We start from the raw sequence: 23,657 nt of genomic DNA, 5'->3' as shown, positions 1-23,657 counted from the left end.
GATTAATCGTAGGGCCAGATCTGCTGGCCCAGCGCCTCGATCGCGACTGAGATTCGCTCAAAGCTGTCTGCCGCGCGCTTAACACTGGTACGCGCGCGCAGATATCCATGAACGAGACCCGGCTCGTTGATCCAATGCGCCTGCCCTCCGGCAGCGGAAACCTTATCACAATAAGCGGAACCGTCATCCCGCAGTGGATCGCAATCTGCGGTCACCACCACGGTTGGCGGCAGGCCCGAGAAATCCGTGTCGTGAAGCGGCGCATATGTCGGGTCGTTTTGCGGGACAGTGCCACCGCAACGTACCTTTTCGTAGAAAACGATCTCATCCAGCGTCAATAGCGGCGCGTGGGCGTGTTCGATATACGACCCGGTCGCGCTGTCGCCGCCCAAACCTGGGTAGATCAGAACCTGACCCAGCACGTTGTCCAGCCGCCCTCGCCCATATTGGGCGACCGCTGCCGCCAGATTGCCACCGGCACTGTCACCCGCAAGGACAATAGGATCGCCAAACTCCTGCACGGCCCAGTTCGTAGCGGTCCAGCTGTCCTGAAACTGCGCAGGATGTACGTGTTCGGGGCACAGGCGATAGTCCACGGCCACAACCCGATACCCGGTTTGCGCGCAAATCTCGGCGCATACATCGTCGTGGCTGTCCAATCCGCCAACAACAAAACCGCCACCATGAAAATAGATGACGGTTCGTGTCGGCTGACCTGCATTGTAAACGCGGACAGGCACACCATCGGCCTGCCTGTCCTGTGTTTCGACCCCTTGTGGGCGGGGTTGGCGAAAGTCGCGACACATCGTGTCGTAGACCCGGCGCTGATCCTCGATCGACAGGTCGACCGCATCATCCGGATAGCTTTCAGCCGTTCGTTTTATGAACGCCCAAGTCTCTTCATCAATCAGACGTTCATAATCCATGTTTCCTCCCGGTCAGGCAGCCCACTCCCACGGCCGGGTGAACGATCCCAGCACTTTGCTGACATCGTCCTCTGCGGAACCCTTCGCGTCAAGCTGCGCAACGAGTCCACGTTTCTTATCGTCGATGACCGAAATGACTCGTGCCTCAAGACCAGCCTCTTCCAACGCACCGTTATAGATACGCGTGATCGCCTGTTTGCGAAGTTCGGGCTTAAAGACCTTACCGACCGCAGTTTTGGGCAGCTCGTCCAGAATGGTCATGTGCTTGGGTTGTGCCGCGCGTTCATGGACATGCACATTGCAATACTCCATCAGCTCTTTCTCGGTGACCGAGGCCCCATCGACCAGTTCGACAAAGGCGCAAGGCACCTCGCCCGAGTAGGCGTCAGGCTGCCCGATGGCACCGGCAAACGCGACAGCATCGTGCCCCAGCAGAGCTTCTTCGATCTCGGCCGGGTCAATGTTGTGACCGCCGCGAATGATCAGGTCCTTGGCACGACCTGTGATCCACAGGTAACCGTCCCCGTCAAAGCGTCCCAGATCGCCTGTGCGCAGGTATTTGTCGAAGTGGTACAGATCTACGTTCTTGTCCGCCTCAGTATAGGTATTGCCCGCAAAGACACCAGGGTTCGAAATGCAGATCTCACCAATTTCATCTGCGGCGCATTCCTTTGGTCCGTCCGGACCATCCTGCAGGATTTTCACATCCGTATAGGGGAACGGAATACCGATCGAGCCAATCTTCTTTTCCCCGTCCACCGGGTTACAGGACACCAGACAAGTGGCTTCGGTCAGGCCATAGCCTTCCACGATGGTCACGCCGGTTGCCTCTTCAAAGCGTCGGAACAATTCGACCGGCAGAGGGGCCGAGCCCGAGAACGCGGTCTTCACGCTTGAGATATCCGCATCCACGGGGCGCTGCATCTTGGCGGCAATCGCGGTCGGGACGGTGATGATGAAAGTCACTTTCCAGCGTTCGATCAGTTTCCAGAAATTGTCGAACACGCCGTCGCCGCGATATCCCGCAGGCGTCGGGAAGACCACATGCGCGCCGGATGAGACGGCAGCCATCATGATCACATGCACGGCAAAAACGTGGAACATCGGCAGCGGGCACATGATCACGTCTTCTTCGGAAAACAGCAGCGTACTCCCAAGCCAGCCGTTGTAGATAAGGCCCGAGTATTTGTGCTGCGCCACCTTCGGCATACCGGTCGTGCCGCCGGTGTGGAAATAGCAGGCAACGCGATCTTCCTTGCTGTCTTCGAAAGTCAGCGTCGTTGGTTGCTTGGCTAGTTCTTTATTGAAGTTCTTATAGTCCGCATGCGCCAGTTTTTCCTTGTCGCCCATTTTGGGGCGCAGGAAGGGCACCAGCCAGGATTTTGGCGGCGTCAAATAGCGGTTAAGATCAATCTCAAGAATGGTTTTGACGTTGGGCGCATGGCGCACCGCCTCTTCGACCTTTTGCGCCACATCCGTCTTTGGGAAGGATTTCAGCGTCACGACCACTTTGGCACCGGTTTCACGCAGGATTGCTGCGATCTGCTCGGGCTCAAGCAGTGGGTTAATCGGGTTCACGATCCCTGCGACCGCGCCACCCATCAGGGTGACCAGCGTTTCATTACAGTTGGGTAGCACATAGGCCACCACGTCTTTCTCACCGACGCCCAAAGACCGGAACAGGTTTGCCGCCTGATTGACTTTGCCCAACAGTTGCGACCACGTCAGCGTCTCGGCCTTGTCTGTCGGGCCAGACATGAGCTGAAAGCTTACAGCACTACTGTTCGGAAATTTGCCTGCCGTGCGTGACAGCAACTGGTGGAACGTGACCGGAACATCCCGATCCTCCCACGACATTTCCTGCTCCATTCTCGCCTTGTCTTCCAAACCCACAAAGGCCATGTGACTCCTCCCTGTTCTTCTCCCACGTCTTGCGCGGCTTTTTTCCATGACAAGATGGAAGCAAAACCACGCAGGTGCAAGCGACGGGTAGTGAGGCCACGCCCAAAATTATAGAATTACGCAGCGGCGCAAAATTGATTGCCCTGACGTCAGGCTATTCTGCTGCAACACCGTCGGTGAATTGCAGGCGCGCCAGACGGGCATACAGGCCATCCTGAACGACCAGATCCTCGTGCGTGCCTTGGGCCACGATCTGGCCGGCCTCCATCACCACGATCCGATCCGCTTTTTTGACGGTCGCCAGCCGGTGGGCCACGATCAGTGTGGTGCGCCCGGCGCGCATCTGGTCAACCGCGCCTTGAACCGCGCGCTCGCTTTCGGCATCCAAGGCCGAGGTCGCCTCGTCCAGCAGCAGAACCGGGGCATCACGCAGAATGGCGCGGGCAATCGCGATACGCTGTTTCTGACCGCCCGACAGCATAACGCCGCGCTCTCCGACAAAGCTGTCATAGCCTTCGGGCAGTTTCGAGATGAACTCATGTGCCGCCGCTGCGCGCGCGGCCGCCTCAACCTCGGCATCCGAGGCGTCCAGGCGCCCGAACCGGATATTCTCGCGGGCCGAGGCTGCAAAGATGATCGGATCCTGTGGCACCAATGCCATGTGCTGCCGGAAATCGGACCGGTCGAGGTCGCGCAGGTCAACGCCATCCAGACTGACATGACCAGAGTCCGGATCGTAGAACCGCTGGATCATCTGGATGACCGTGGTTTTACCCGCGCCTGACGGACCCACAAAAGCGACTGTTTCACCCGGTTTGATTGTCAGGCTGAGATGGTCCAACGCCACAACGTCCGGTCGCGCCGGGTAGCGGAAAGTGACATCGTCGAACTGAAGCTCACCGCGCACAGGTGCTGGCAGGGGTTTGGCCTTGTCCGGATCGATCACGGTATCCTGCGCATTCAGCAATTCCACCAGACGCTCGGTCGCGCCAGCGGCACGTTGCAGCTCGCTCCAAATCTCAGAGAGGGCCGCGACAGAGCCGGCCATGATGATAGAATAGATCACGAACTGGATCAGAACACCTTCGGTCATCACGCCGTTGCGAACGTCGTTTGCACCCATCCACAACACGCCGACGATGCCCGAAAATACAAGGAAGATAACGATTACTGTCATCACGGCGCGCGTCTGAATACGCCGAAGAGAAACCGCATAAGAGGTTTCTGTCATATCGCCGAATTGCTTCCGGCTGGCTTTTTCATGCGTAAAGGCCTGAACGGTTTGCACCGCACTCAGTGCCTCGCCTGCGTTACCCGACGAGGCCGCAATCCAGTCCTGATTTTCGCGGCTGAGGACCCGCAGACGACGCCCCAGAACAAGTATCGGCACCACCACCACCGGTATCAGCAAAAGCACCATGCCCGTTAGCTTGGCCGAGGTCAGCAGCATCAGAACCAAACCACCCGCGAACAAAAGCATATTGCGCAAGGCAATGGATACGGACGATCCCAGCACAGACTGAATCAGGGTTGTGTCCGTGGTGATGCGGCTGAGAACCTCTCCGGTCATGACCCGTTCGTAGAACTCGGGGCTCATCCCGATAACGCGGTTAAACACGGCCTTGCGGATATCGGCCACAACGCGCTCGCCCAGCCGGGTGACCAGCGCATACCGGATGCCTGTTCCCACCGCCAATATCGCGGCAATGCCCAGCGCAGCCAGAAAGTACCAATCCAGCAGCTCACCATCTTCAATTCGGAAATTGTCGACTACGCGGCGTACCGCAAGTGGCAGAGTTAGCGTCATGCTGGCTGTCAACACCAGTGCCAGTACCGCACCCGTCATCAGGGCCCGATACGGCTTCATAAATGGCCAAAGAGACGACAGAACGCCTATCTTCCGAGATCCAGCACGCTCTTCCGTGGCACCGGGTGCAGGTTTGCCCTTGGGCGTGGCTGAGGCAGAGTTCGCCATAATTGGCCCTTACGTCTTTTTCGCACTTAAGTGTTCGCTTCTTGGCGGCCACGGCAAGCCGGGTCAAGAACCACAATATATGACCCCACATAAAAGGGCCATTTGACGCAGAATTTTTGGGCTGATTTGGAGCGGGCGGCGGGAATCGAACCCGCTTCATCAGCTTGGAAGGCTGAGGTAATAGCCAGTATACGACGCCCGCTCAGCGCTGGTCGGTTTAAGCGATGCGTCAGATGTCGTCAAGCGCCGTTCGAAGCCAGATTTTAAATTCGTCGACAAAATTTGACAGCCGATAACCTGCATCCTGCAGACAGTCTTTCTGGCAAGTAAGGACAAACTCAAGATTGCGCGGGCAGGCATTCGCAACGGCTGAAATCGGCAGATATCCGGATCACCGAACCGTATTCAAAGACCGTTGGCGGGGCCAACCCGATCAGCTGAGCCGGATAAGAAGTGGCCGCCGCCAGTGCGTCCTGCAACGGCACGCCGACTTGGTTGACCAGCACGCCAACGGCGGTCGTCAGGTCCAAGTCTGCGCCGGCCAGCGTTCCGTCCGCCAGTGTCAACCTGCCGTCAGTTCGCGTGATTTTGCGGCCTTCAAGGGTGAACTCGGTTTGATCCGTACCCGCCACAGCCATCGCATCGCTGACCAGAAAGATTTGACCCGGCGCAGTTTTCGCAGCCCAGGCAGCGCGCATCGCGGCGGGGTGCACATGGACACCGTCGGCAATCAGCCCCGCAGACAGCGTTCCGCTGGCCAGCGCCGCGCCAACGAGGCCGGGTTCACGATTGCCCAGCTGGCTCATCGCGTTGAACAGATGGGTTACGCCACGCGCACCGGCGGCAGCATACCGCTGGCAAGTCGCAAAATCCGCATCGCTGTGCCCGAGCGAAACAAGGATACCAGCGTCGCTCATGGCGCGGACCTGCAGCTCGGAAACGCCCTCAGGGGCGACAGTTACCTTGAGGCAGGGAAGCGCATTTGCGGCTTCTATCAGCGTGTTCAAATCCGCCGCTTCCATCGGCCTTATCAAATTACCGTCGTGCGCCCCTTTGCGCGCGACCGACAAATGCGGCCCTTCCAAATGCAGCCCTGCAACGCCCGGCACTTGTGCTCGCACTGCCTCGATCGTCGCATCTATCGCTGCGCGGGTTTTGGCGGGTTCGTCGGTGATCAGAGTGGGCAGCAGCGAAATCACACCCAATCGGCGATGGGCACCGGCAATTCTGCGGATCGTTTCGACCGACGGATCATCGTTGAACATAACGCCATCGCCGCCATTGACCTGCAGATCCACAAAACCGGGGCTGAGGATATCGCCGTTCAGATCTACAACGTCCTTTTCCTCGGTCACCTCAGCGTCGTGGAAAACTTCACCCACCCGCCCCTCGCGAAAAACAATTGCGTGGTCGTGTAACAACCGGCCGCCGTCGAAAATCGGCCCGTTTCGAAAGATCACCTTGCGTTCTGTCATACCGTCTCGGTCACTTTCTTAAGGTGCCGCGGCGCGTCCGGGTCGATCCCCCGCGCACTGGCGACGGCCTCTACCATACTGTAAAAAGACGTAATCGCCGTAATTGGGTCGGTGATCCAATGATCCGTTCGAACCACTGGCAAAGCCTGCGCGCGCGATACTTTGGCGGTCGTCGCAAAGACCGCTGCCCCTTTTTCGGCCAACGCATCAGCCGCATCGGCGGTCGCCTGTTCAGCAGCATCATTGGCCGCGAAGGAAATAACAGGAAATCCTTCTTCGACAATCGACACCGGGCCATGCAGCACTTCGGCCGCTGAATAGCTTTCGGCGTGAATTTGGCAGGTCTCTTTGATCTTCAATGCAGCTTCGTCAGAGATCGCATAAGAAGGCCCCCGGCCAAGCGTAAACAACGACCGCCCGGTGATTGTTTCAGCTGCAGCCGACCAATCGCAATGTGCCGCCCGCGCCAGATATTCGGGCAAGGATTGGATCGCCCCGGTCAATTCAGCATCCTCTTTGACCTCGGCCAGCAACCAAAGACCGGACACCAGCGAAGTCACAAATGTCTTAGTTGCTGCGACGCTCAACTCTGGCCCCGCGTGCAATGGCAAAACCGCATCCGCCACGTCGGCCAGGCGCGAATCCGAGTTGTTGGTCACCGCAATTGTCAATGCACCAGAGTTTCGTAAAGACCTTGTCAGGCCAACGATATCCGGGCTTTGGCCGGATTGCGAGATGGACAGGCAGACAGAACCTTTTGCCCTGAGATCCACCCCGTATATCGAACTGACGGACGGCCCTACTGAGGCAACCGGTAACCCCAGAAGCAGTTCACTGGCGTATTTTAAATAGCTGCAGGCATGGTCGGATGATCCCCGGGCGACTGAGATCAAAAACCGCGGATCCGTATCCCTTACGCTTTGCGCAGCTGCTCGGATATTGTCGGCCCCCGTGCTCAACAGTCTGTCGACGGCATCAGGGATCTCCAGAATTTCCTGACGCATTTTCGAGTTCTTTTCGGACATTTGATCCCGGTCCTTCCGGTTATAGGCGCAATTCAGCGACAAAGTCATAAGCGTCGCCGCGATAGAGCGACCGCGTCATCTCTGCGACCCGCCCGTTTTTCAAAAATGAGATACGCTCGATGTTCAGCCCCGCCGCACCTTCGGGCACCTCCAGCAGTTCGGCCTCTCGCGCAGCAAGATTGAGGGCTGAGATCTTTTGCACGGCGCGCACCGGGCGGCGCCCCAGACCATCAAGCACTTCGTACAGAGACGTGGTGACTTCGATTGGGTTCGGCAGAATATCCAGCGGCAGCGCAGCACGTTCCAGCGCCAGCGGACGCCCGTCCGCCTCGCGCAGGCGGTAAATGCGGGATATCTGCTCACCCTCTGACAGATTCAGCGCAGTGACCTCTTCCGGGGTTGGCGCAAATACTCCGCGCTCCAACCACTTTGAAGTCGTCTCCATCCCCCGGCTCGACATATCTTCGGTGAACGAGGTCAGGTGTTTCAGCGATTGCTCGACCCTTTGAACACGTTCCCGAATGAAGGACCCTGATCCCTGCCGCTGTTCGATCACACCTTCCTGCACCAGCTCTTGAATCGCCTTGCGCACAGTTACGCGGGATAATTCCGTGATTTCCACCAGTTCCCGTTCGGATGGCAGCGATGAGTTCGGTGCAAGGACGCCCGTGTCGATCCCCTCTTGCAACCTGCGCCGCAACTGTACGTAGCGGGGGCCATTTTCCGGGGCCAGCCAAAGATCAGAGCGCAGGAATTCAGCAATGCTCATGCGGGACCTCCTTCGCCAGAGCCAGCGCCCCGGTTAATGGCTCGCCCGATGGAGGGCGTACTTCAGATTGCATGTCTGCGGGCAGATAGTCCGCATAGTATGGGGAGATACCGCCGGTCAGGCAGATCGCCACTTCTGGATGCCATCCGAGACGTGCCGCCATTTCGGCGATGTAAGTAGCACCGGCCTGCATAATTTTTCTGGCGACGTCGTCTCCGGAAACTGCTGCAGCGGTCACCATCGGGGCCAACGCGCCGAACTCTGTCGGCGTCGCCCGTCCGGCAAACTCAACTATCCCGGCAGCACCGCCCAGTTCGTTCAGCAACTGCTGCGTCAGATCGCTAGAGGCCTGAACGCCATCCACGGAACTCAATGCTTCTGCCAATGCAAAACGACCTACCCATTGGGCAGACGCTTCATCCCCCAATACTGGCCCCCAGCCCCCGGCAAATCGCATCCCCCGATCTTTCTGAGAAGCAATAAACGACCCCGTACCACAATGCGCGATCAGCCCATCCTGAGACCCAAGCGCACCGCGAAGCGCGGCGGGTCGGTCATCTGAAACGCGCACCCGCGTCAGGCCCAGCGCGTTCTGCACGCGACCTGCAATACGGTCATCCGTGACACCAGCCAATCCGACAAAAGCCGGCAACAGGGTCAGGTCCGGAACACCTACAGCAAGCATTTGCGCAATCTGGGTGATCCCCGATTTCATCTGTAGGACGGACGCATCGAAGTCTGTCGAGACATTGGCAGCCCCAGTTTCAACGGAATGGACGATACCAGCGACTTCACATGCAACCCGGCATCGGGTTCCGCCACCATCTATGGCCAGTACAGCATTGCTCAGAGACTCAGTCATGACAATACCATTATAATACCTATTTGAATTTAGGAAGGCCAAAATAGGCCGATTTCTGTATCTTTTCCCCGCCTTGATACGGAATATGTTGATTTCCGCTGGAAAAATAAAATTATGGACAAGTGGTATTGAATAGGTATTGTATTGGGAACCGCAAAGGGGGATTCTTTTGACGCTGCCGCCAACCGAACAACTGCATCCAGACGCCAACAAGCTGGACCCACAAGACCCTGTCGCCTCTGCTCGGGCGCTGGTTGAGGGGCAGATTGCAGCCGCGACCTCGGCGCGTGGCGCATTGGACGCGATCGCGCGGGGCGGCAACGCCATGGCGCAGACCATCCGCGCGGGCGGCGTGCTGCACTATGTGGCCGCAGGCTCATCCGGGTTGATGGCCGCTGCCGACGCGCAAGAGCTGGGCGGCACCTTCTCAATCCCTGCGAACCAACTCCGCATACATATGGCAGGCGGCCTGCCTACCGGTGTCGAAATGCCCGGAGGCGCAGAAGACGAAGCCGACGGACTAGTGGACGCGCTTTCGAAATTACAACCGACGGAAACGATCATCGCAGTGTCCGCAAGTGGATCGACACCATACACCCTGACCGCCAGCAATATCGCACAGTCATTTGGCGCAACCGTTATCGGAATTGCCAATAACGCAGGCAGCCCTTTGCTGGAAAGCGCAGATATCCCAATTCTTTTGGCGACGCCGCCGGAATTGGTCTCGGGTTCGACGCGTATGGGTGCCGGAACAGCTCAGAAAATCGCCCTGAACATGCTGTCGTCTCTCATGGCACTGCAACTTGGCCATGTTCACGGCGGCATGATGGTCAACCTGCGCGCCGACAACGACAAGTTGCGCGCGCGGGCGACGGGGATCGTCGCGCGGATCGCCAATGTTGGCACGGAAAAAGCAAAACTCGCGCTGGACGCCGCAAACGGGGACGTGAAGCCGGCGGTGTTGATCGCGGCGCGCGGCATGTCACCCAAGGATGCCTCGACCGTTCTGGATGCAAGCGACGGAGTTCTGCAATCCGCGCTGGAACAAGATAAATGACTGCTAACCAACTGGGAGAACACGAATGAAACGCAATAGCCTGAAACTGGCCTTACTGGGCACGACCCTGATGGCTTCAAGCGCCTATGCCGAGGACGTCACGCTGATCATCGAAAGCTGGCGCAATGACGACCTGACGCTTTGGCAGGAACAGATCATCCCGGCGTTCGAAGCCAAGCATCCGGGGATCAAACTGCAATTCACCCCGTCAGCTCCGGCGGAATACAACGCTGTGCTGAACTCGAAACTGGATGCGGGTTCGGCCGGTGATCTTATCACGTGCCGCCCGTTCGACGCCTCACTCGCACTTTTTGAGGCGGGGCACCTGAGCGATCTGTCCTCGGTCGAAGCGATGAGCAACTTCTCGGACGTGGCCAAGTCGGCATGGCAGACGGATGACGGCTCGGCCAGCTTCTGTGTTCCCATGGCGTCGGTGATCCACGGCTTTATCTACAACAAGGATGCGTTTGCCGAGCTGGGCATCGAAGTCCCAACGACTGAAGAAGAGTTCTTTGCCGCACTCGACAAGATCAAGGAAGACGGCACCTACATTCCGATGGCGATGGGCACCAATGACCAGTGGGAAGCCGCCACAATGGGCTACAACAACATCGGCCCGAACTACTGGAAAGGTGAAGAAGGTCGTCAGGCCCTTATCGCGGGCGAGCAGAAACTGACGGATGAAGCCTGGACCGCCCCTTACGCCACTCTGGCGCGCTGGGGTCAGTATCTAGGCGACGGATATGAGGCACAGACCTATCCCGACAGCCAGAACATCTTCACTCTAGGCCGGGCCGCTATCTACCCTGCCGGATCGTGGGAAATCGCTGGCTTCAACACACAGGCCGACTTTGAGATGGGCGCATTCAAGCCGCCGGTCCAAAACGCGGGCGACACCTGCTATATCTCTGACCACACAGATATCGGCATCGGCATGAACGCTGCCTCCGAGCACCCCGAGGCCGCTGAGACCTTCCTCGCGTGGGTCGCAAGCCCCGAGTTTGCCGAAATCTTTGGCAACGCCGTGCCGGGCTTCTTCCCGCTGTCCAACACTCCGGTCGAGCTGGCAGATCCGTTGGCCAAGGAGTTCGTCGGATGGCGCGATGAATGTGAATCGACTATCCGTTCGACATATCAGATCCTGTCGCGCGGCACGCCGAACCTAGAGAACGAGACCTGGGGCGCATCTGTTGCCGCCATCAAGGGCGCCAACAGCCCCGAAGAACTGGGCGCAGACCTGCAAAAAGGTCTGTCCACCTGGTACGCTCCGCACCAGTAAACCGTGATCTGACACATACCCGGGCGGTAGTGATCGCCCGGGTATCCCCGACACTCCTTTGAAAGCAATCCCATGAACCGCCCCCGCTTCCGCTGGCATATCCTTGTGTTTCTTGCACCGGCCGTTCTTGTTTACACGGCGGTGATGATCTTCCCGCTGTTCAACACGCTGCGTCTGGCGCTTTACACCGAGATTGACCAAAGCCGCGTTTTCGTTGGATTGCAGAACTTTCAAACCCTGTTCTTTGATCCGATCTGGTCCGAACAGTTCTGGAACGCCTTGGGCAATAACTTCTGGTTCTTCCTGATCCACATGCTGGTTCAGAACCCGATCGGGATCGCCTTGGCCGCCCTGCTCAGCCACCCGCGCCTGAGGTTTGCGGCCCTGTATCGGTCGGCGATCTTCATTCCCACGATCCTGAGCTTTGTGATTGTCGGGTTCGCTTGGAAGCTGATCCTCTCGCCGATCTGGGGTATTGCGCCGTCGATGCTGGACGCCGTCGGGCTCAAGTCGCTGTTCGCCCCGTGGCTGGGAAAAGAGGAATACGCGTTGACCACACTGGCGCTGGTCTCGGTCTGGCAGTTTGTTGGCATCCCGATGATGCTGATCTATGCCGCGCTGCTGACCATCCCCGAAGAAATTCTTGAGGCCGGAGAGATTGACGGGATCACTGGAACCGCGGCCTTCTGGAAGATCAAACTGCCGCTGATCCTGCCGTCGATCGGGATCATCTCGATCTTGACCTTCGTGGGTAATTTCAACGCATTCGATCTGATCTACGCGTCACAAGGCGCGCTGGCGGGACCGGACTTCTCGACCGACATTCTTGGGACCTTCATGTACCGCACATTCTTTGGCTTCCAGTTGCAACTGGGTGACCCGCATATGGGTTCGGCTATCGCCGGGGCGATGTTCGCCATTATCCTTGTGGGTGTCTGTATCTACCTGTTCGGCATCCAGACCCGGATGCGCCGGTATCAATTGTGAGGGCCACGCGATGAACAAAGCACGTCATAACCCCCTCAACATGGTCGCGATGCATGGCGCGCTGATCCTGTACACGCTGATCGCGCTGTTTCCGGTCTTTGTGATCCTGATCAACAGCTTCAAATCCCGCCGCGCAATCTTTCGCGAACCATTGGCGCTGCCCAATGCGGACAGCTTCTCGATGATCGGCTATGAGACGGTGATGAAGCAGGGGGACTTCTTCCTGTATTTTCAGAACTCGATGATTGTCACCGTGGCATCGCTGTCCTTCATCCTGTTGTTCGGCGCGATGGCCGCCTATGCGTTGTCGGAATACCAGTTCAAGGGCAACCTGATCATGGGGCTGTATCTCGCGCTGGGGATCATGATCCCCATCCGCATCGGCACCGTGGCAATCCTTGAGATGATGGTGGCGACCGGGCTGGTAAACTCGCTCTGGGCGCTGATCCTTGTATACACGGCCCAGGGATTGCCATTGGCTGTATTCATCCTGTCCGAATTCATGCGACAAGTCAGCGACGACCTGAAGAATGCCGGGCGCATCGACGGTTTGTCCGAATACACGATATTCTTCCGCCTTGTTCTGCCTCTGGTCCGGCCCGCGATGGCGACCGTGGCCGTGTTCAACATGATCCCGATCTGGAACGACCTTTGGTTCCCGTTGATCCTGGCCCCAGCCGAAGAAACCAAGACCCTGACGCTGGGAAGCCAAGTGTTCATCGGCCAGTTCGTGACCGATTGGAACGCAGTTCTGTCAGCCCTGTCGATGGCGATCCTGCCGGTGCTTGTCCTGTATGTCATCTTCTCGCGCCAACTGATCCGCGGCATTACATCCGGAGCGGTCAAATGACCCGCGTTCTGATTGCAGGCCTTGGTAATATGGGCTTGAGCCATGCGCTGGCGCACCATCACCACCCCGACGCGCAGATCGTTGGTTTGGTGAACCGGTCTGGCCGTGTGGATCATCCAGACCTTGCAGGTTATCCGGCATATTCGGACTTCGCAGCAGCGCTGGCCGAAACCAAACCCGATCTGGTCGTGGTCGCCACCTACTCTGATAGCCACGCGGAATTTGCATGTGCGGCCATGGAGGCTGGCGCGCATGTGTTCGTCGAAAAACCGCTGGCCACCAATGTCGCCGATGCGCGACGTGTGGTGGCAACGGCCGCGCGGCTAAACCGTAAGCTGGTAGTCGGGTATATCCTGCGCCATCACCCCTCGTGGATGCGGCTGATTGATGAGGCGCGCAATCTTGGCGGGCCCTACGTGTTCCGGTTGAACTTGAACCAGCAGTCTACGGGCGCCGAGTGGGAAACGCACAAGGCGTTAATGCAGACCACCTCGCCCATTGTCGATTGCGGCGTGCACTATGTCGACGTGATGTGTCAGATCACTGACGCCCAGCCTGCCCGGGTGCATGGTATGGGCCTGCGCCTGTCGGATGAGATCGCCGAAGACATGTACAATTACGGCCAGTTTCAGGTGGTCTTCGACGACGGTTCGGTCGGCTGGTATGAGGCCGGATGGGGGCCGATGATGTCTGAAACCGCGTTCTTTGTGAAAGATATCGTTTCGCCCAACGGGTCCGTTTCGATTACCGATGGAAGTAAGGGCGCGTCCGCTGACATTGATGGCCATACCAAAGTCGGTGGCCTGCTCATCCATACGCCGCAAGGCGATCACACGATCGAGATGCCCGACGAACCCGGTCATCAAGACCTTTGCGATGCTGAGCAGGCTTATATGCTGCGCGCCATCGCCGAAGATATCGACCTGACCCGTCATATGAATGACGCCGTCCAATCGCTCGCCATTTGTCTGGCTGCGGATCAAAGCATCCGAACCGGCCAGCCCGTTTCCCTTGAGGAGCCCGCATCATGACCGCCCTGACGCTGAACAATGTGAACAAGTCCTTTGGCAACGTGCATGTCCTGAAAGACATCACGCTGGAAGTCGAAGAAGGCGAATTCGTCGTCTTTGTCGGCCCGTCGGGCTGCGGCAAGTCCACCCTGCTGCGGGTGATTGCGGGGCTCGAGGATGCATCCTCCGGTGAGATCAACATTGGCGGGCAGCAGGTCAATCTGGTGCCGCCATCCAAGCGCGGGATCGCGATGGTGTTCCAAAGCTATGCGCTCTATCCCCACCTCAGCGTTCGGGGCAATATGACCCTTGCACTGAAGCAGGAAAAGCAGCCCAAATCGGAAATCGAAGGCCGCGTGGCCAAAGCCAGCCGGATGCTGAACCTTGAACCCTATTTGGATCGTTACCCGTCCGAGCTGTCAGGTGGCCAGCGCCAGCGCGTCGCCATCGGGCGCGCCATTGTGCGTGATCCTAAACTGTTCCTGTTTGATGAGCCGCTGTCCAATCTGGACGCCGCCCTGCGGATGAACACACGGATCGAGATTGCCAATCTTCACCGGGCTCTGGATGCATCGATGATCTACGTCACCCACGATCAGACCGAAGCCATGACGCTGGCGGACAAGATAGTTGTTCTTCGCGATGGTCGGGTCGAACAGATCGGCAGCCCAATGGAGCTGTATAACAACCCCGCCAATCAGTTCGTCGCCGGGTTCCTGGGCTCACCATCCATGAACTTCCTGCCCGAATCTCTGCTGCAAGACAGTGGCCAGAATACGATTGGAATCCGCCCCGAGGACCTGTTCCTGTCGGATGACGGCCCGCTTGCCGCGCGTGTCAGCCATGTGGAAAAACTGGGCGGGGACACCAATGTGATAGCCAAAGTTCAGGACCACGACGTCACAGCCCGTTTGTTTGGCCAACATGCCATCGCAGAAGGTCAAGAATTGCGATTCGGATATGCATCCGAGAGGGCCTATCGCTTTAACGAAGCAGGGCAGCGGCTGGCTTAAACCGGCATACCGCTGGGATCACCCAGCCTGATCGTCGCAGCTACATTTTACCAAGATAACAAGCGCGGCTGGCAGATAGCTTTGGTTTGCTTTCGCCAGCCGATTGGCTTTTTCTTCGGGGCTAAGTGAAGTCACTAATAATGTTGTTAAGAACATGTCACAAAGTCACCCTACATGCCTTTCATCGACTACTCTAAGACAGCCAGGAGCCATTCATGAAAGACGTTGATACCACCACCCTGTCCGCCGACGATTGGGATGAGCTGCATTTCCCCCGCCCCGAGGAAAACGATTTTGATCGCGTCGTCGAAAACGCCATCTCGCGCCGTGGCTTTCTGGCTAGTGTAGTGGCCTTTGGCTCGGGTGCCGCCGCGATGGGTGCAGGCCTGATGGGTTCAACTGCCGCACACGCTGTCACAGCCTCGCGCTTTGCCTTCACGCCGATCGCTGCCCAGACCGACGGCACCGTTCACGTGCCGGAAGGCTATGAGTGGAAGGTTATGACCCGCTGGGGCGACCCGCTGTTTTCCGATGCCGACGGCTACGACATCACCGATGGTGGCCCAGTTGAAAAATCGGACCGCATCTTCGGCGAAAACACCGACGGGATGGAGACATTCTCGTTCCAGGGTCATGAGCTGATCGCGATCAACCACGAATATCCGAACCGCAAGATCAACATGCCCGCCGCGCAGGAAGGTGTTCCGGCCAGCGCCGAGGACGTTTTGAAACTTCAGAACATTCAGGGCGTGACCGTGATGGATATCACCGAAAGCCCAGATGGCTGGTCGGTTGTCAAAGACAGCCCCTTCAACCGCCGTATCCACCACAATACGCCAATGAAGATCGTAGGCCCCGCCGCTGGTCACGACCTGATGAAGACCCAAGCCGACCCGACCGGCACAACGTCGCTGGGCACCATGAACAACTGCGGAGCCGGGAAAACGCCGTGGGGCACCTACCTGACCTGCGAAGAGAACTTTAACGGCTACTTCGGCTCCAGCGACGAAAACGCCAGCTACGACCAGAAGGTTGCAGATGGGTTCAAACGCTATGGCGTCAAGGCCGAAAGCTGGAACGGGTATGAGCTGTTCGATCCACGTTTCGACACGTCAAAAAACCCGAATGAGCCGCACCGTGCGGGCTGGATCGTCGAAATCGACCCGACTAAGCCCGACAGCACGCCGGTCAAGCACACCGGACTGGGTCGTTTCAAGCACGAGAACGCCGAGGTCACTCTGGCCGCAGATGGCCGCGTGGTTGTTTACATGGGCGACGACGAGCGGGGCGAGTACCTGTATAAGTTTGTGTCGAACGGCACCTACCAACCGGGAGGTGAAACCGAGGGCCTGCTGAACGACGGCACGCTGTACGTGGCCAAGTTCAACGAGGACATGAAAGGCGAATGGCTGGCTCTGACGCCGGAAACCACAGGCATGGATGCGGCTGAGATCACGATCTTCACCCGCATGGCCGCCTCAAAAGCTGGCGGCACCACGATGGACCGCCCTGAATGGGTGGCTTCCAGCCCCGTAGCGGTTGAGGCCTATTGCTGCCTGACCAACAACAAGAACCGTGGTGTTAAACCAAACGCGGGGGGTGATGACACTTCGGTCAACGCCCCCAACCCGCGCGAGGCCAACAAATACGGTCAGATCGTGCGCTGGCGCCCCGCAAATGACGACCACGCCGCCGAAGGGTTCGATTGGGATCTGTATGTGATGGCGGGCAATCCGACGGTACATTCGGATGATCGCGCCGGTTCGGCCAATGTGAATGAGGGCAACCTGTTCAATTCGCCCGATGGCATGGTGATAGACTCGACCGGGTTGATCTGGATCCAGACGGACGGCAATGACGACAACGAAGGAGGCTTCGCAGGCAACGGCAACAACCAGATGCTGGTTGGGGATCCGATCACCGGCGAGATCGCGCGTTTCATGACCGGCCCGAACGGCTGTGAGGTCACCGGTCTGGCCTGGTCCGGCGATCTGCGCACCATGTTTGTCGGCATTCAGCACCCCGGCAGCAACTGGCCGGACGGCGGAACGCCAAGATCATCGGTTATCGCCATCAAGCGCACCGATAACGGACTGGTCGGCTAATCCCTTATCAATCACTTCGCCCCCGACCTTCCAGTTCGGGGGCGTTGTGTTTCAGATATCCTCACCCGGCACTGCAAGCGGTCCGCCCGGAGCCATGAGATGGCGTTCCGATAGCCAAGGGTTCAGTTCCAAAGCCTGGGACAACGCCTCACGCGCTTCATCAACGCGTTGAAGCCCTAACAAAGTCAGCGCACGGCCACTGATCGCGGCGACATGGTTGGGCGACAACTCGATTGCCTTGTCCAGATCGGGCAGGGCAGATTGAAAGTCCTGGCGAAGGTAGTGGGCAAAGGCCCGTTGGTTGTACCCTTCGGCGTAGGACGGGCAATACGCAACCAACTTGTCAAAATCTTCAATCGCGCCCAGCAAGTCCCACGCATTTCGACGTGTCATGCCACGATCCAGAACAGCCTGCGCGCTTTCGTCCGGGGCATCGGTCCAGAACTCCCATAACTGACCGGACAGTGCACGAGCGGACTGTTCGGTTTCAGCGCTCTGTATCTGTTCCAGAACCGCCGATACATCTGTGGAATGGTCTGGCGCGACAGGGCAGTCCTGCGCATTGGCCGAAAAAACGGTCGCAGCGTAGAAAATTGAGGCGTAAGCAAAGCGTTTCATGCGCCAATGGTGACGCGTGCAACGTGTTCGTCAACCCATCGCATCCAAGGCCCCAGACATCCCGGTCTCTTTCACAGCCTCCATCGCGACAAAGGTCGAAGTACTGGCGACATGCGGCAATGATGAGATCTTTTCAGCCAGAACCGCGCGGTATTCCGACATAGACCCGGTGCGAATTTTCAGAAGATAGTCAAAATTCGACGCAATCATATGGGCTTGTTCGATCTCGGGCACTTTACGAACGGCGATGTTAAACTCTGATAAGGCTTTCTCGCGCGTGTCGGTCAATCGGACTTCGACAAAGGCTACGTGGTCCAAACCAAGGCGAATGGGGTCCAGCAAAGCACGATATCCGGTAATGATGCCATCGGCCTCAAGTCTCTTCACACGTGCTTGAGTTGGCGATTTCGAAAGCCCGATACGCCGCGCGAGATCGGCGATGGGGATCCGACCGTCCTCGGCCAGAATCGCCAGAATTGATCTGTCAAACCGATCCAGCCCCGGAAAGTCTTTTTGCATCGCAAGAACCTCAAAAAACAGGCTGATCGCCCGACCAGAGACAAAACTAAGGCAATCGTCCCGAAAAATCGACACTATATTACTCAAAAGACCGGAGGATACATGTCACACAGCCTACGCACCCGAATTGATGGCAAAACCTATGCCAATCCGTCGGAAATTCTTTACGCGCTGATCGTGGATGCAGATCTGAGCGGAGCCGACCGCGCCGCGATCTGCGCGGCTGCGGCGCAATTGGTGCGTGACATCAGGTCCAGCACCTCACCGGGTATGATGGAAGTGTTCCTGGCCGAATATGGCCTGTCCACCGACGAAGGCATCGCGTTGATGTGTCTGGCCGAGGCGCTGCTGCGCGTACCAGACGCCGACACGATCGACGCGCTGATTGAAGACAAGATCGCCCCGTCGGATTGGGGCAAGCATCTGGGTCAGTCCTCATCGTCGCTGGTCAATGCGTCCACGTGGGCCCTGATGCTGACAGGCAAGGTGCTGGATGAAGACAAGACCTCTCCGGTCGGTGTTTTGCGCGGTGCGATCAAACGGCTGGGCGAACCCGTGATCCGCACGGCCGTCGGGCGCGCGATGAAGGAGATGGGACGCCAGTTTGTCCTGGGCGAGACCATCAAATCCGCCATGGATCGCGCCAGCGGGATGGAGGCAAAGGGTTACACCTATTCCTACGACATGCTGGGAGAGGCGGCGCGAACCGAGGCCGATGCCGCCGGCTATCACCTGTCCTACTCACGGGCGATTGCAGCAATCGCCGAAGCCTGCATTCACGACGATATCTGGGCCAATCCGGGGATTTCCGTCAAGCTGTCGGCGCTGCATCCACGCTATGAGCTGGCGCAAGAAGCAGAAGTCATGGAAGAACTGGTGCCCCGGATGCAGGCTTTGGCCCTTTTGGCCAAGGCGGCAGGCATGGGTCTGAATGTGGACGCCGAAGAAGCGGATCGTCTGTCCTTGTCTCTGCAGGTGATCGAGGCGGTGTTGGCCGAACCGGCCCTGGATGGCTGGGACGGCCTGGGTATCGTCGTTCAGGCGTATGGCCCGCGTGCCGGGATCGTGCTGGACACACTGTATGACATGGCCGGGCGTTATGACCGAAAGCTGATGGTTCGCTTGGTTAAAGGTGCCTACTGGGATACCGAGGTCAAACGAGCTCAGGTCGAAGGCATCGATGGCTTTCCCGTATTCACCCGCAAGGCGGCCACGGATATTTCTTACATCTCGAATGCGCGCAAACTGCTGGGTATGACCGATCGAATTTACCCGCAATTTGCCACCCACAACGCCCATACGGTCAGCGCAATCCTTCACATGGCCGATGGTCAACCGTTCGAGTTCCAGCGCCTGCACGGGATGGGAGAAACCCTGCACCAGCTTGTCAAAGATCAAAACAACACAAGGTGCCGGATCTATGCGCCGGTCGGGGCGCATCGCGATCTGCTGGCCTATCTGGTGCGGCGTCTGTTGGAGAACGGTGCAAACTCATCATTCGTCAACCAGATTGTAGACGAGAACGTTCCGCCGGAAGAGGTCGCCGCTGATCCGTTCCTGACCATTGTGGATCAAGTACGACCGCTGCCAACCGGGCCGGACCTGTTCCAACCCGAACGCGTCAATTCGAAGGGCTTCGACCTTCATCACACCCCGACATTGGACAAGATCGACGCCGCGCGGGATGCTTTCCGGGCGCACCACTGGTATGCGCAGCCGCTGCTGTCCGGCGATGCAAGCCCGGAACAGGACCAACCGGTCACCAATCCAGCCCAACCGCAGGATCGCCCCGGAGCAATCGCCCCCGCCAGCGCCGAGGATGTCGAGCTTGCCTTGAAATCCGCGACACCGTGGCAGGCATCACCAGCAGAACGGTCGCGTATCTTGAATACTGCTGCCGATCTATATGAGGCTCATTTTGGCGAGCTTTTCGCCTTGCTCGCGCGCGAGGCAGGTAAGTCCCTGCCCGATGCCGTTGCTGAACTGCGTGAGGCGGTCGATTTCCTGCGCTACTACGCTGCGAACATTCCAGATGCGCAACCAGCTGGTATTTTCACCTGCATCAGCCCGTGGAACTTCCCGCTCGCTATCTTCACAGGCCAGATTTCAGCAGCCTTGGCCACAGGCAACGCAGTTCTGGCCAAGCCCGCACCGCAAACGCCACTGATCGCACATCGGGCCGTTCAAATGCTGCACGAGGCCGGCGTTCCCCGCGATGTGCTGCAATTATTGCCCGGCGGCCCGTCCGTTGGTGCGGCGTTGACTTCTGACCCGCGCGTTTCCGGCGTGGCGTTTACCGGATCGACGGCGACTGCTTTGAAAATACGCGCAACCATGGCCGATAGCCTGCGCCCCGGTACGCCCCTTATCGCCGAGACAGGCGGGTTGAACGCGATGATCGTGGACAGCACTGCCCTGCCTGAACAGGCCGTTCAGTCCATCATCGAAAGTGCGTTTCAATCTGCCGGGCAGCGGTGTTCTGCCTTGCGGTGCCTCTATGTCCAGGAAGATATCGCCGACGATTTGCTGACAATGCTAACCGGTGCAATGGATGTCCTGCAAGTTGGTGATCCGTGGCTGATCTCAACCGATTGCGGACCGGTTATTGACGAGACGGCGCGCCGGGGCATCGCAGACCACGTCGCCAATGCCCGCGCGGATGGGCGCGTTTTAAAGGACACGCCTATACCGCCGGAAGGGACATTCATCGCCCCAACACTTATTGAGATACCCGGCATTTCCGCACTGAAGCGTGAGATCTTTGGCCCTGTCCTGCATGTCGTTCGCTTCAAGGCAACTGAGATTGATCAGGTGATCGCCGACATTAACGCAACCGGATACGGGCTGACATTCGGCTTGCACACGCGCATTGACGACCGGGTACAACACATCACCGAGGCGGTGCATGCGGGCAATATCTACGTTAACCGCAACCAGATTGGCGCCATCGTAGGATCTCAGCCATTCGGCGGTGAGGGGCTTTCGGGCACAGGCCCCAAGGCGGGTGGGCCGAACTACATGACCCGGTTCTGCGCCCCGGACCGGCAGCAGTCCGACAAACAGTGGGAACGCCCGATGAGCGAACTTCCCGGTGTTCAAGGTACGCCCGCGTCGGTGCAGACCCAATCCCTGCCCGGCCCGACAGGCGAATCCAACCGGTTGAGCGAATTCGCACGCCCGCCATTGCTGTGCATAGGACCCGGAACCGAGGCCGCGCGCGCGCAAGCCGACGCCGTTCAGGCGCTGGGGGGAACGGCCATTCAGGCGACCGGTTCGTTAGACTTGTATCGGTTGGAAAACGTGACCGGGATATCGGGCGTTCTTTGGTGGGGCGATGACGATACAGCGCGTGAGATGGAACGTCACCTCGCCCGCCGGGACGGTCCGATCCTGCCGCTGATCCCCGGCCTTCCGGACCGCGCACGCGTTCTGGCCGAGCGCCACCTGTGCGTTGATACAACAGCCGCGGGCGGCAATGCCGCATTGCTGGGGGGTGCGGCGTAAGCATGCCTTGACGCTGGGCCGGGAAAAGCCCAGCGTCGCCTCATGTTTCCAATCCGCGACCATAACCCTTCGGGGCGAACACCCTATGTCGTCTATCTGCTGATGGCGGCCAATATCTTGATATTCCTCAGCTATGTGGGCATCATGAACGATGCCCGGCTGATCAATCAGCTGTACTACGACTATGCGATCATCCCGGTGCGGATCACGGACGGTTTTGCGTTTGAGACGCTGGTGACCTCGATGTTCCTGCACGGCGGTTGGATGCATCTGGCCGGAAACATGCTGTTCCTGTGGATTTTCGGCGACAACCTAGAAGATGAAATGGGCCACCTGCCCTTTCTGCTATTCTATATTGCCGCCGGGATCGGAGCGGGTCTGATCCATGTCTTCACAGCGCCGGGCTCGGTCGTGCCGACCATTGGGGCATCCGGTGCGATTGCGGGTGTCATGGGTGGATACCTGCTGCTGTTCCCCAAGGCCCGCGTTGATATCCTGCTGATCCTCATCGTCTATTTCCGCATTTTCACAATACCCGCCTTTGTCATGCTGGGGGTCTGGTTGGCTATGCAATTCTTTGGCAGTCTGGCTAGCAACCCGGACGAAGGCGGGGTGGCCTATTGGGCGCATACAGGCGGCTTTTTCGTGGGGCTGATCTTGTGCATCCCAATCTGGCTGCGGCGCGGCGGCACTGATTTTTGGGGCCGCACCCACGGCCATCCGCCGCATCCGGAACACAAGTACAGGCTAACTCAGTCCCGTATTCCACGTGTACCACGCAGATAGCAGGACATCAGGGTTTCGGTATCTGACCGCCGCTTAGGTGGGTGATTTCCCGCGCTGCGGCCAGAACCAATTCACCCAGCGCATGCGCACGATCCCCTCCGAACCGAGCGGTCGGACCCGATACCGAGATCCCTGCACATGGCTCCCCCCGGTCATTGAAAATCGCCGAGCCGATACAGGACATGCCCTGATATCTTTCTTCTCGGTCATGCGACCAGCCGCGTGTGCGGGTCTTGGCAAGATCCTGTTGTAGTTCGTCGCCAGGTATCTGCGTGTTCGCGGTGAATTCCACCGGATCAATCGCCCCTAGCGTTTTGGCCAACCCCGTTTCGGTCATCGCGGCAAGGATCGCCTTGCCGGTGCCAGAGGCATACATCGGCGTTCGTGCCCCGGGCGGGAAAAAGGCGCGAATGGGGTTCGGAGTTTCGACCTGCCCGACAAAGACCACCTCGGACCCATCCGGCACCGCCAGGTTGGCGGTCTCACCGCTGTCCTGCATAAGACGTCTCAGGATTGGCCGCCCGACTTCAAGCACGCTGTTGCGGCGCAGGAACGAAGCGCCGGTTCGGTACGCCTCGATCCCGATCATCCATTCCTGACGTTCGTCGTCGAATGCAACAAAGCCGTGTTTCTGCAAGGTCACCAGAATGCGATGCGTCGTGGCCGTCGGCACATCGATCTCGCGTGCCAGATCGCTGAGCGCTGCACGTTCCAGACGGGCCACTGTGGTCAGAACGCCCAGCGCCCGATCCAGCGATTGCATAGTCCCGGCCGAGCTTTCCTTGAACAGAGACTTGGGCCTGCCGCGCGGTCTTTTCTGATTGTCCATCACCTTACTCCCTTGCTCAACGCCAGAATATTTCTGAACCGCCTATTTTTGAGGTTCAAAAATGAAAAACGAAAAACCGCATATATACAGCGCTTTAAGTATTTAATCGCGAAAATGAAAATATTTTTCAAGAAAATTGCACACCGAGAGGTTTTCCCGGACACTT

General features: G+C 58.3%; 19 protein-coding genes and 1 tRNA gene. 9 read left to right on the top strand and 11 right to left on the bottom strand.

The window, feature by feature from the left end; genetic code table 11:
* Nucleotides 1-2: 2 nt before the first annotated feature.
* From DS906_RS09455 to DS906_RS09420, 8 genes are all read right to left on the bottom strand, one after another.
* Entirely contained in the window at nucleotides 3-926 is a 924-nt protein-coding gene (locus DS906_RS09455) for an alpha/beta hydrolase (protein ID WP_113789916.1), read from the bottom strand.
* A gap of 12 nt (nucleotides 927-938) precedes the next feature.
* Nucleotides 939-2,828, bottom strand: coding sequence for an acyl-CoA synthetase (locus DS906_RS09450; protein WP_113789915.1), 1,890 nt, complete (start codon nucleotides 2,826-2,828; stop codon nucleotides 939-941).
* 154 nt (nucleotides 2,829-2,982) lie between these two features.
* Nucleotides 2,983-4,803, bottom strand: a complete 1,821-nt coding sequence (locus DS906_RS09445) for an ABC transporter transmembrane domain-containing protein (protein ID WP_113789914.1) — start codon at nucleotides 4,801-4,803, stop codon at nucleotides 2,983-2,985.
* Nucleotides 4,804-4,930: 127 nt separating this feature from the next.
* Nucleotides 4,931-5,005 (bottom strand) — tRNA-Gly (locus DS906_RS09440).
* 136 nt (nucleotides 5,006-5,141) lie between these two features.
* Complete coding sequence (gene nagA / locus DS906_RS09435; protein WP_113789913.1) at nucleotides 5,142-6,278, bottom strand: N-acetylglucosamine-6-phosphate deacetylase; 1,137 nt, start codon at nucleotides 6,276-6,278, stop codon at nucleotides 5,142-5,144.
* A complete protein-coding gene (locus DS906_RS09430) occupies nucleotides 6,275-7,303 on the bottom strand; it encodes an SIS domain-containing protein (protein ID WP_113790041.1) in 1,029 nt (342 codons plus the stop codon). The genes nagA and DS906_RS09430 overlap by 4 nt, the downstream gene beginning before the upstream one ends.
* Nucleotides 7,304-7,322: 19 nt before the next feature.
* Nucleotides 7,323-8,072: a GntR family transcriptional regulator gene (locus DS906_RS09425; RefSeq protein ID WP_113789912.1), complete on the bottom strand. Its 750-nt coding sequence runs from the start codon at nucleotides 8,070-8,072 to the stop codon at nucleotides 7,323-7,325.
* Entirely contained in the window at nucleotides 8,059-8,934 is an 876-nt protein-coding gene (locus tag DS906_RS09420; RefSeq protein WP_113789911.1) for a BadF/BadG/BcrA/BcrD ATPase family protein, read from the bottom strand. The genes DS906_RS09425 and DS906_RS09420 overlap by 14 nt, the downstream gene beginning before the upstream one ends.
* 169 nt (nucleotides 8,935-9,103) lie before the next feature.
* Between DS906_RS09420 and DS906_RS09415 the strand changes: the two genes are divergently transcribed.
* The 7 genes from DS906_RS09415 (at nucleotide 9,104) to DS906_RS09385 (ending at nucleotide 17,235) form a co-directional block, all read left to right on the top strand.
* Nucleotides 9,104-9,991, top strand: a complete 888-nt coding sequence (locus DS906_RS09415; RefSeq protein WP_113790040.1) for an N-acetylmuramic acid 6-phosphate etherase — start codon at nucleotides 9,104-9,106, stop codon at nucleotides 9,989-9,991.
* A gap of 25 nt (nucleotides 9,992-10,016) precedes the next feature.
* Nucleotides 10,017-11,270 (top strand): ABC transporter substrate-binding protein, encoded by a 1,254-nt coding sequence (locus DS906_RS09410; protein ID WP_113789910.1) that lies wholly within the window; start codon nucleotides 10,017-10,019, stop codon nucleotides 11,268-11,270.
* 72 nt (nucleotides 11,271-11,342) lie between these two features.
* Entirely contained in the window at nucleotides 11,343-12,257 is a 915-nt protein-coding gene (locus DS906_RS09405; RefSeq protein ID WP_113789909.1) for a carbohydrate ABC transporter permease, read from the top strand.
* A 10-nt stretch (nucleotides 12,258-12,267) separates the two neighbouring features.
* Nucleotides 12,268-13,107, top strand: coding sequence for a carbohydrate ABC transporter permease (locus tag DS906_RS09400; protein WP_058275926.1), 840 nt, complete (start codon nucleotides 12,268-12,270; stop codon nucleotides 13,105-13,107).
* Nucleotides 13,104-14,138 carry a Gfo/Idh/MocA family protein gene (locus tag DS906_RS09395; protein WP_113789908.1) on the top strand — a complete coding sequence of 345 codons (1,035 nt, stop codon included), beginning with the start codon at nucleotides 13,104-13,106 and terminating at the stop codon, nucleotides 14,136-14,138. Before DS906_RS09400 ends, DS906_RS09395 begins: the two co-directional genes overlap by 4 nt.
* Nucleotides 14,135-15,130, top strand: a complete 996-nt coding sequence (locus DS906_RS09390; RefSeq protein ID WP_113789907.1) for an ABC transporter ATP-binding protein — start codon at nucleotides 14,135-14,137, stop codon at nucleotides 15,128-15,130. The genes DS906_RS09395 and DS906_RS09390 overlap by 4 nt, the downstream gene beginning before the upstream one ends.
* Before the next feature lie 215 nt (nucleotides 15,131-15,345).
* A complete protein-coding gene (locus DS906_RS09385; protein ID WP_113789906.1) occupies nucleotides 15,346-17,235 on the top strand; it encodes a PhoX family phosphatase in 1,890 nt (629 codons plus the stop codon).
* A 51-nt stretch (nucleotides 17,236-17,286) separates the two neighbouring features.
* Here the strand turns inward: DS906_RS09385 and DS906_RS09380 are convergent, their stop codons facing one another.
* Nucleotides 17,287-17,853, bottom strand: a complete 567-nt coding sequence (locus DS906_RS09380; protein WP_113789905.1) for a tetratricopeptide repeat protein — start codon at nucleotides 17,851-17,853, stop codon at nucleotides 17,287-17,289.
* A 30-nt stretch (nucleotides 17,854-17,883) separates the two neighbouring features.
* The gene (locus DS906_RS09375) at nucleotides 17,884-18,372 is read right to left on the bottom strand and encodes an Lrp/AsnC family transcriptional regulator (protein WP_113790039.1); all 489 of its coding nucleotides are present in this window, start codon (nucleotides 18,370-18,372) and stop codon (nucleotides 17,884-17,886) included.
* 102 nt (nucleotides 18,373-18,474) lie between these two features.
* Between DS906_RS09375 and putA the strand changes: the two genes are divergently transcribed.
* On the top strand, nucleotides 18,475-21,876 hold the full coding sequence (putA, locus tag DS906_RS09370) for a bifunctional proline dehydrogenase/L-glutamate gamma-semialdehyde dehydrogenase PutA (RefSeq protein WP_113789904.1): 3,402 nt from the start codon (nucleotides 18,475-18,477) through the stop codon (nucleotides 21,874-21,876).
* Nucleotides 21,877-21,918: 42 nt separating this feature from the next.
* Nucleotides 21,919-22,662 (top strand): rhomboid family intramembrane serine protease, encoded by a 744-nt coding sequence (locus DS906_RS09365; RefSeq protein ID WP_113789903.1) that lies wholly within the window; start codon nucleotides 21,919-21,921, stop codon nucleotides 22,660-22,662.
* 7 nt (nucleotides 22,663-22,669) lie between these two features.
* On the opposite strand, the gene DS906_RS09360 is transcribed toward DS906_RS09365, so the two are convergent.
* The gene (locus tag DS906_RS09360; RefSeq protein WP_113789902.1) at nucleotides 22,670-23,491 is read right to left on the bottom strand and encodes an IclR family transcriptional regulator; all 822 of its coding nucleotides are present in this window, start codon (nucleotides 23,489-23,491) and stop codon (nucleotides 22,670-22,672) included.
* Nucleotides 23,492-23,657 lie beyond the last annotated feature (166 nt).

Source organism: Ruegeria sp. A3M17 (genome assembly GCF_003318255.1).
Taxonomy (GTDB): Bacteria; Pseudomonadota; Alphaproteobacteria; order Rhodobacterales; family Rhodobacteraceae; genus Ruegeria.
The sequence above is the reverse complement of the archived record's forward strand: the minus strand, read 5'-3'. Positions and strand labels throughout refer to the sequence as shown.

Excerpts from the sequence above, each read along its gene's own strand:
- DS906_RS09455 (WP_113789916.1), bottom strand. The coding sequence starts at position 926 with ATGGATTATGAACGTCTGATTGATGAAGAGACTTGGGCGTTCATAAAA.
- DS906_RS09450 (WP_113789915.1), bottom strand. The coding sequence starts at position 2,828 with ATGGCCTTTGTGGGTTTGGAAGACAAGGCGAGAATGGAGCAGGAAATG.
- DS906_RS09445 (WP_113789914.1), bottom strand. The coding sequence starts at position 4,803 with ATGGCGAACTCTGCCTCAGCCACGCCCAAGGGCAAACCTGCACCCGGT.
- nagA (WP_113789913.1), bottom strand. The coding sequence starts at position 6,278 with ATGACAGAACGCAAGGTGATCTTTCGAAACGGGCCGATTTTCGACGGC.
- DS906_RS09430 (WP_113790041.1), bottom strand. The coding sequence starts at position 7,303 with ATGTCCGAAAAGAACTCGAAAATGCGTCAGGAAATTCTGGAGATCCCT.
- DS906_RS09425 (WP_113789912.1), bottom strand. The coding sequence starts at position 8,072 with ATGAGCATTGCTGAATTCCTGCGCTCTGATCTTTGGCTGGCCCCGGAA.
- DS906_RS09420 (WP_113789911.1), bottom strand. The coding sequence starts at position 8,934 with ATGACTGAGTCTCTGAGCAATGCTGTACTGGCCATAGATGGTGGCGGA.
- DS906_RS09410 (WP_113789910.1), top strand. The coding sequence starts at position 10,017 with ATGAAACGCAATAGCCTGAAACTGGCCTTACTGGGCACGACCCTGATG.
- DS906_RS09405 (WP_113789909.1), top strand. The coding sequence starts at position 11,343 with ATGAACCGCCCCCGCTTCCGCTGGCATATCCTTGTGTTTCTTGCACCG.
- DS906_RS09400 (WP_058275926.1), top strand. The coding sequence starts at position 12,268 with ATGAACAAAGCACGTCATAACCCCCTCAACATGGTCGCGATGCATGGC.
- DS906_RS09395 (WP_113789908.1), top strand. The coding sequence starts at position 13,104 with ATGACCCGCGTTCTGATTGCAGGCCTTGGTAATATGGGCTTGAGCCAT.
- DS906_RS09390 (WP_113789907.1), top strand. The coding sequence starts at position 14,135 with ATGACCGCCCTGACGCTGAACAATGTGAACAAGTCCTTTGGCAACGTG.
- DS906_RS09385 (WP_113789906.1), top strand. The coding sequence starts at position 15,346 with ATGAAAGACGTTGATACCACCACCCTGTCCGCCGACGATTGGGATGAG.
- DS906_RS09380 (WP_113789905.1), bottom strand. The coding sequence starts at position 17,853 with ATGAAACGCTTTGCTTACGCCTCAATTTTCTACGCTGCGACCGTTTTT.
- DS906_RS09375 (WP_113790039.1), bottom strand. The coding sequence starts at position 18,372 with ATGCAAAAAGACTTTCCGGGGCTGGATCGGTTTGACAGATCAATTCTG.
- putA (WP_113789904.1), top strand. The coding sequence starts at position 18,475 with ATGTCACACAGCCTACGCACCCGAATTGATGGCAAAACCTATGCCAAT.
- DS906_RS09365 (WP_113789903.1), top strand. The coding sequence starts at position 21,919 with ATGTTTCCAATCCGCGACCATAACCCTTCGGGGCGAACACCCTATGTC.
- DS906_RS09360 (WP_113789902.1), bottom strand. The coding sequence starts at position 23,491 with ATGGACAATCAGAAAAGACCGCGCGGCAGGCCCAAGTCTCTGTTCAAG.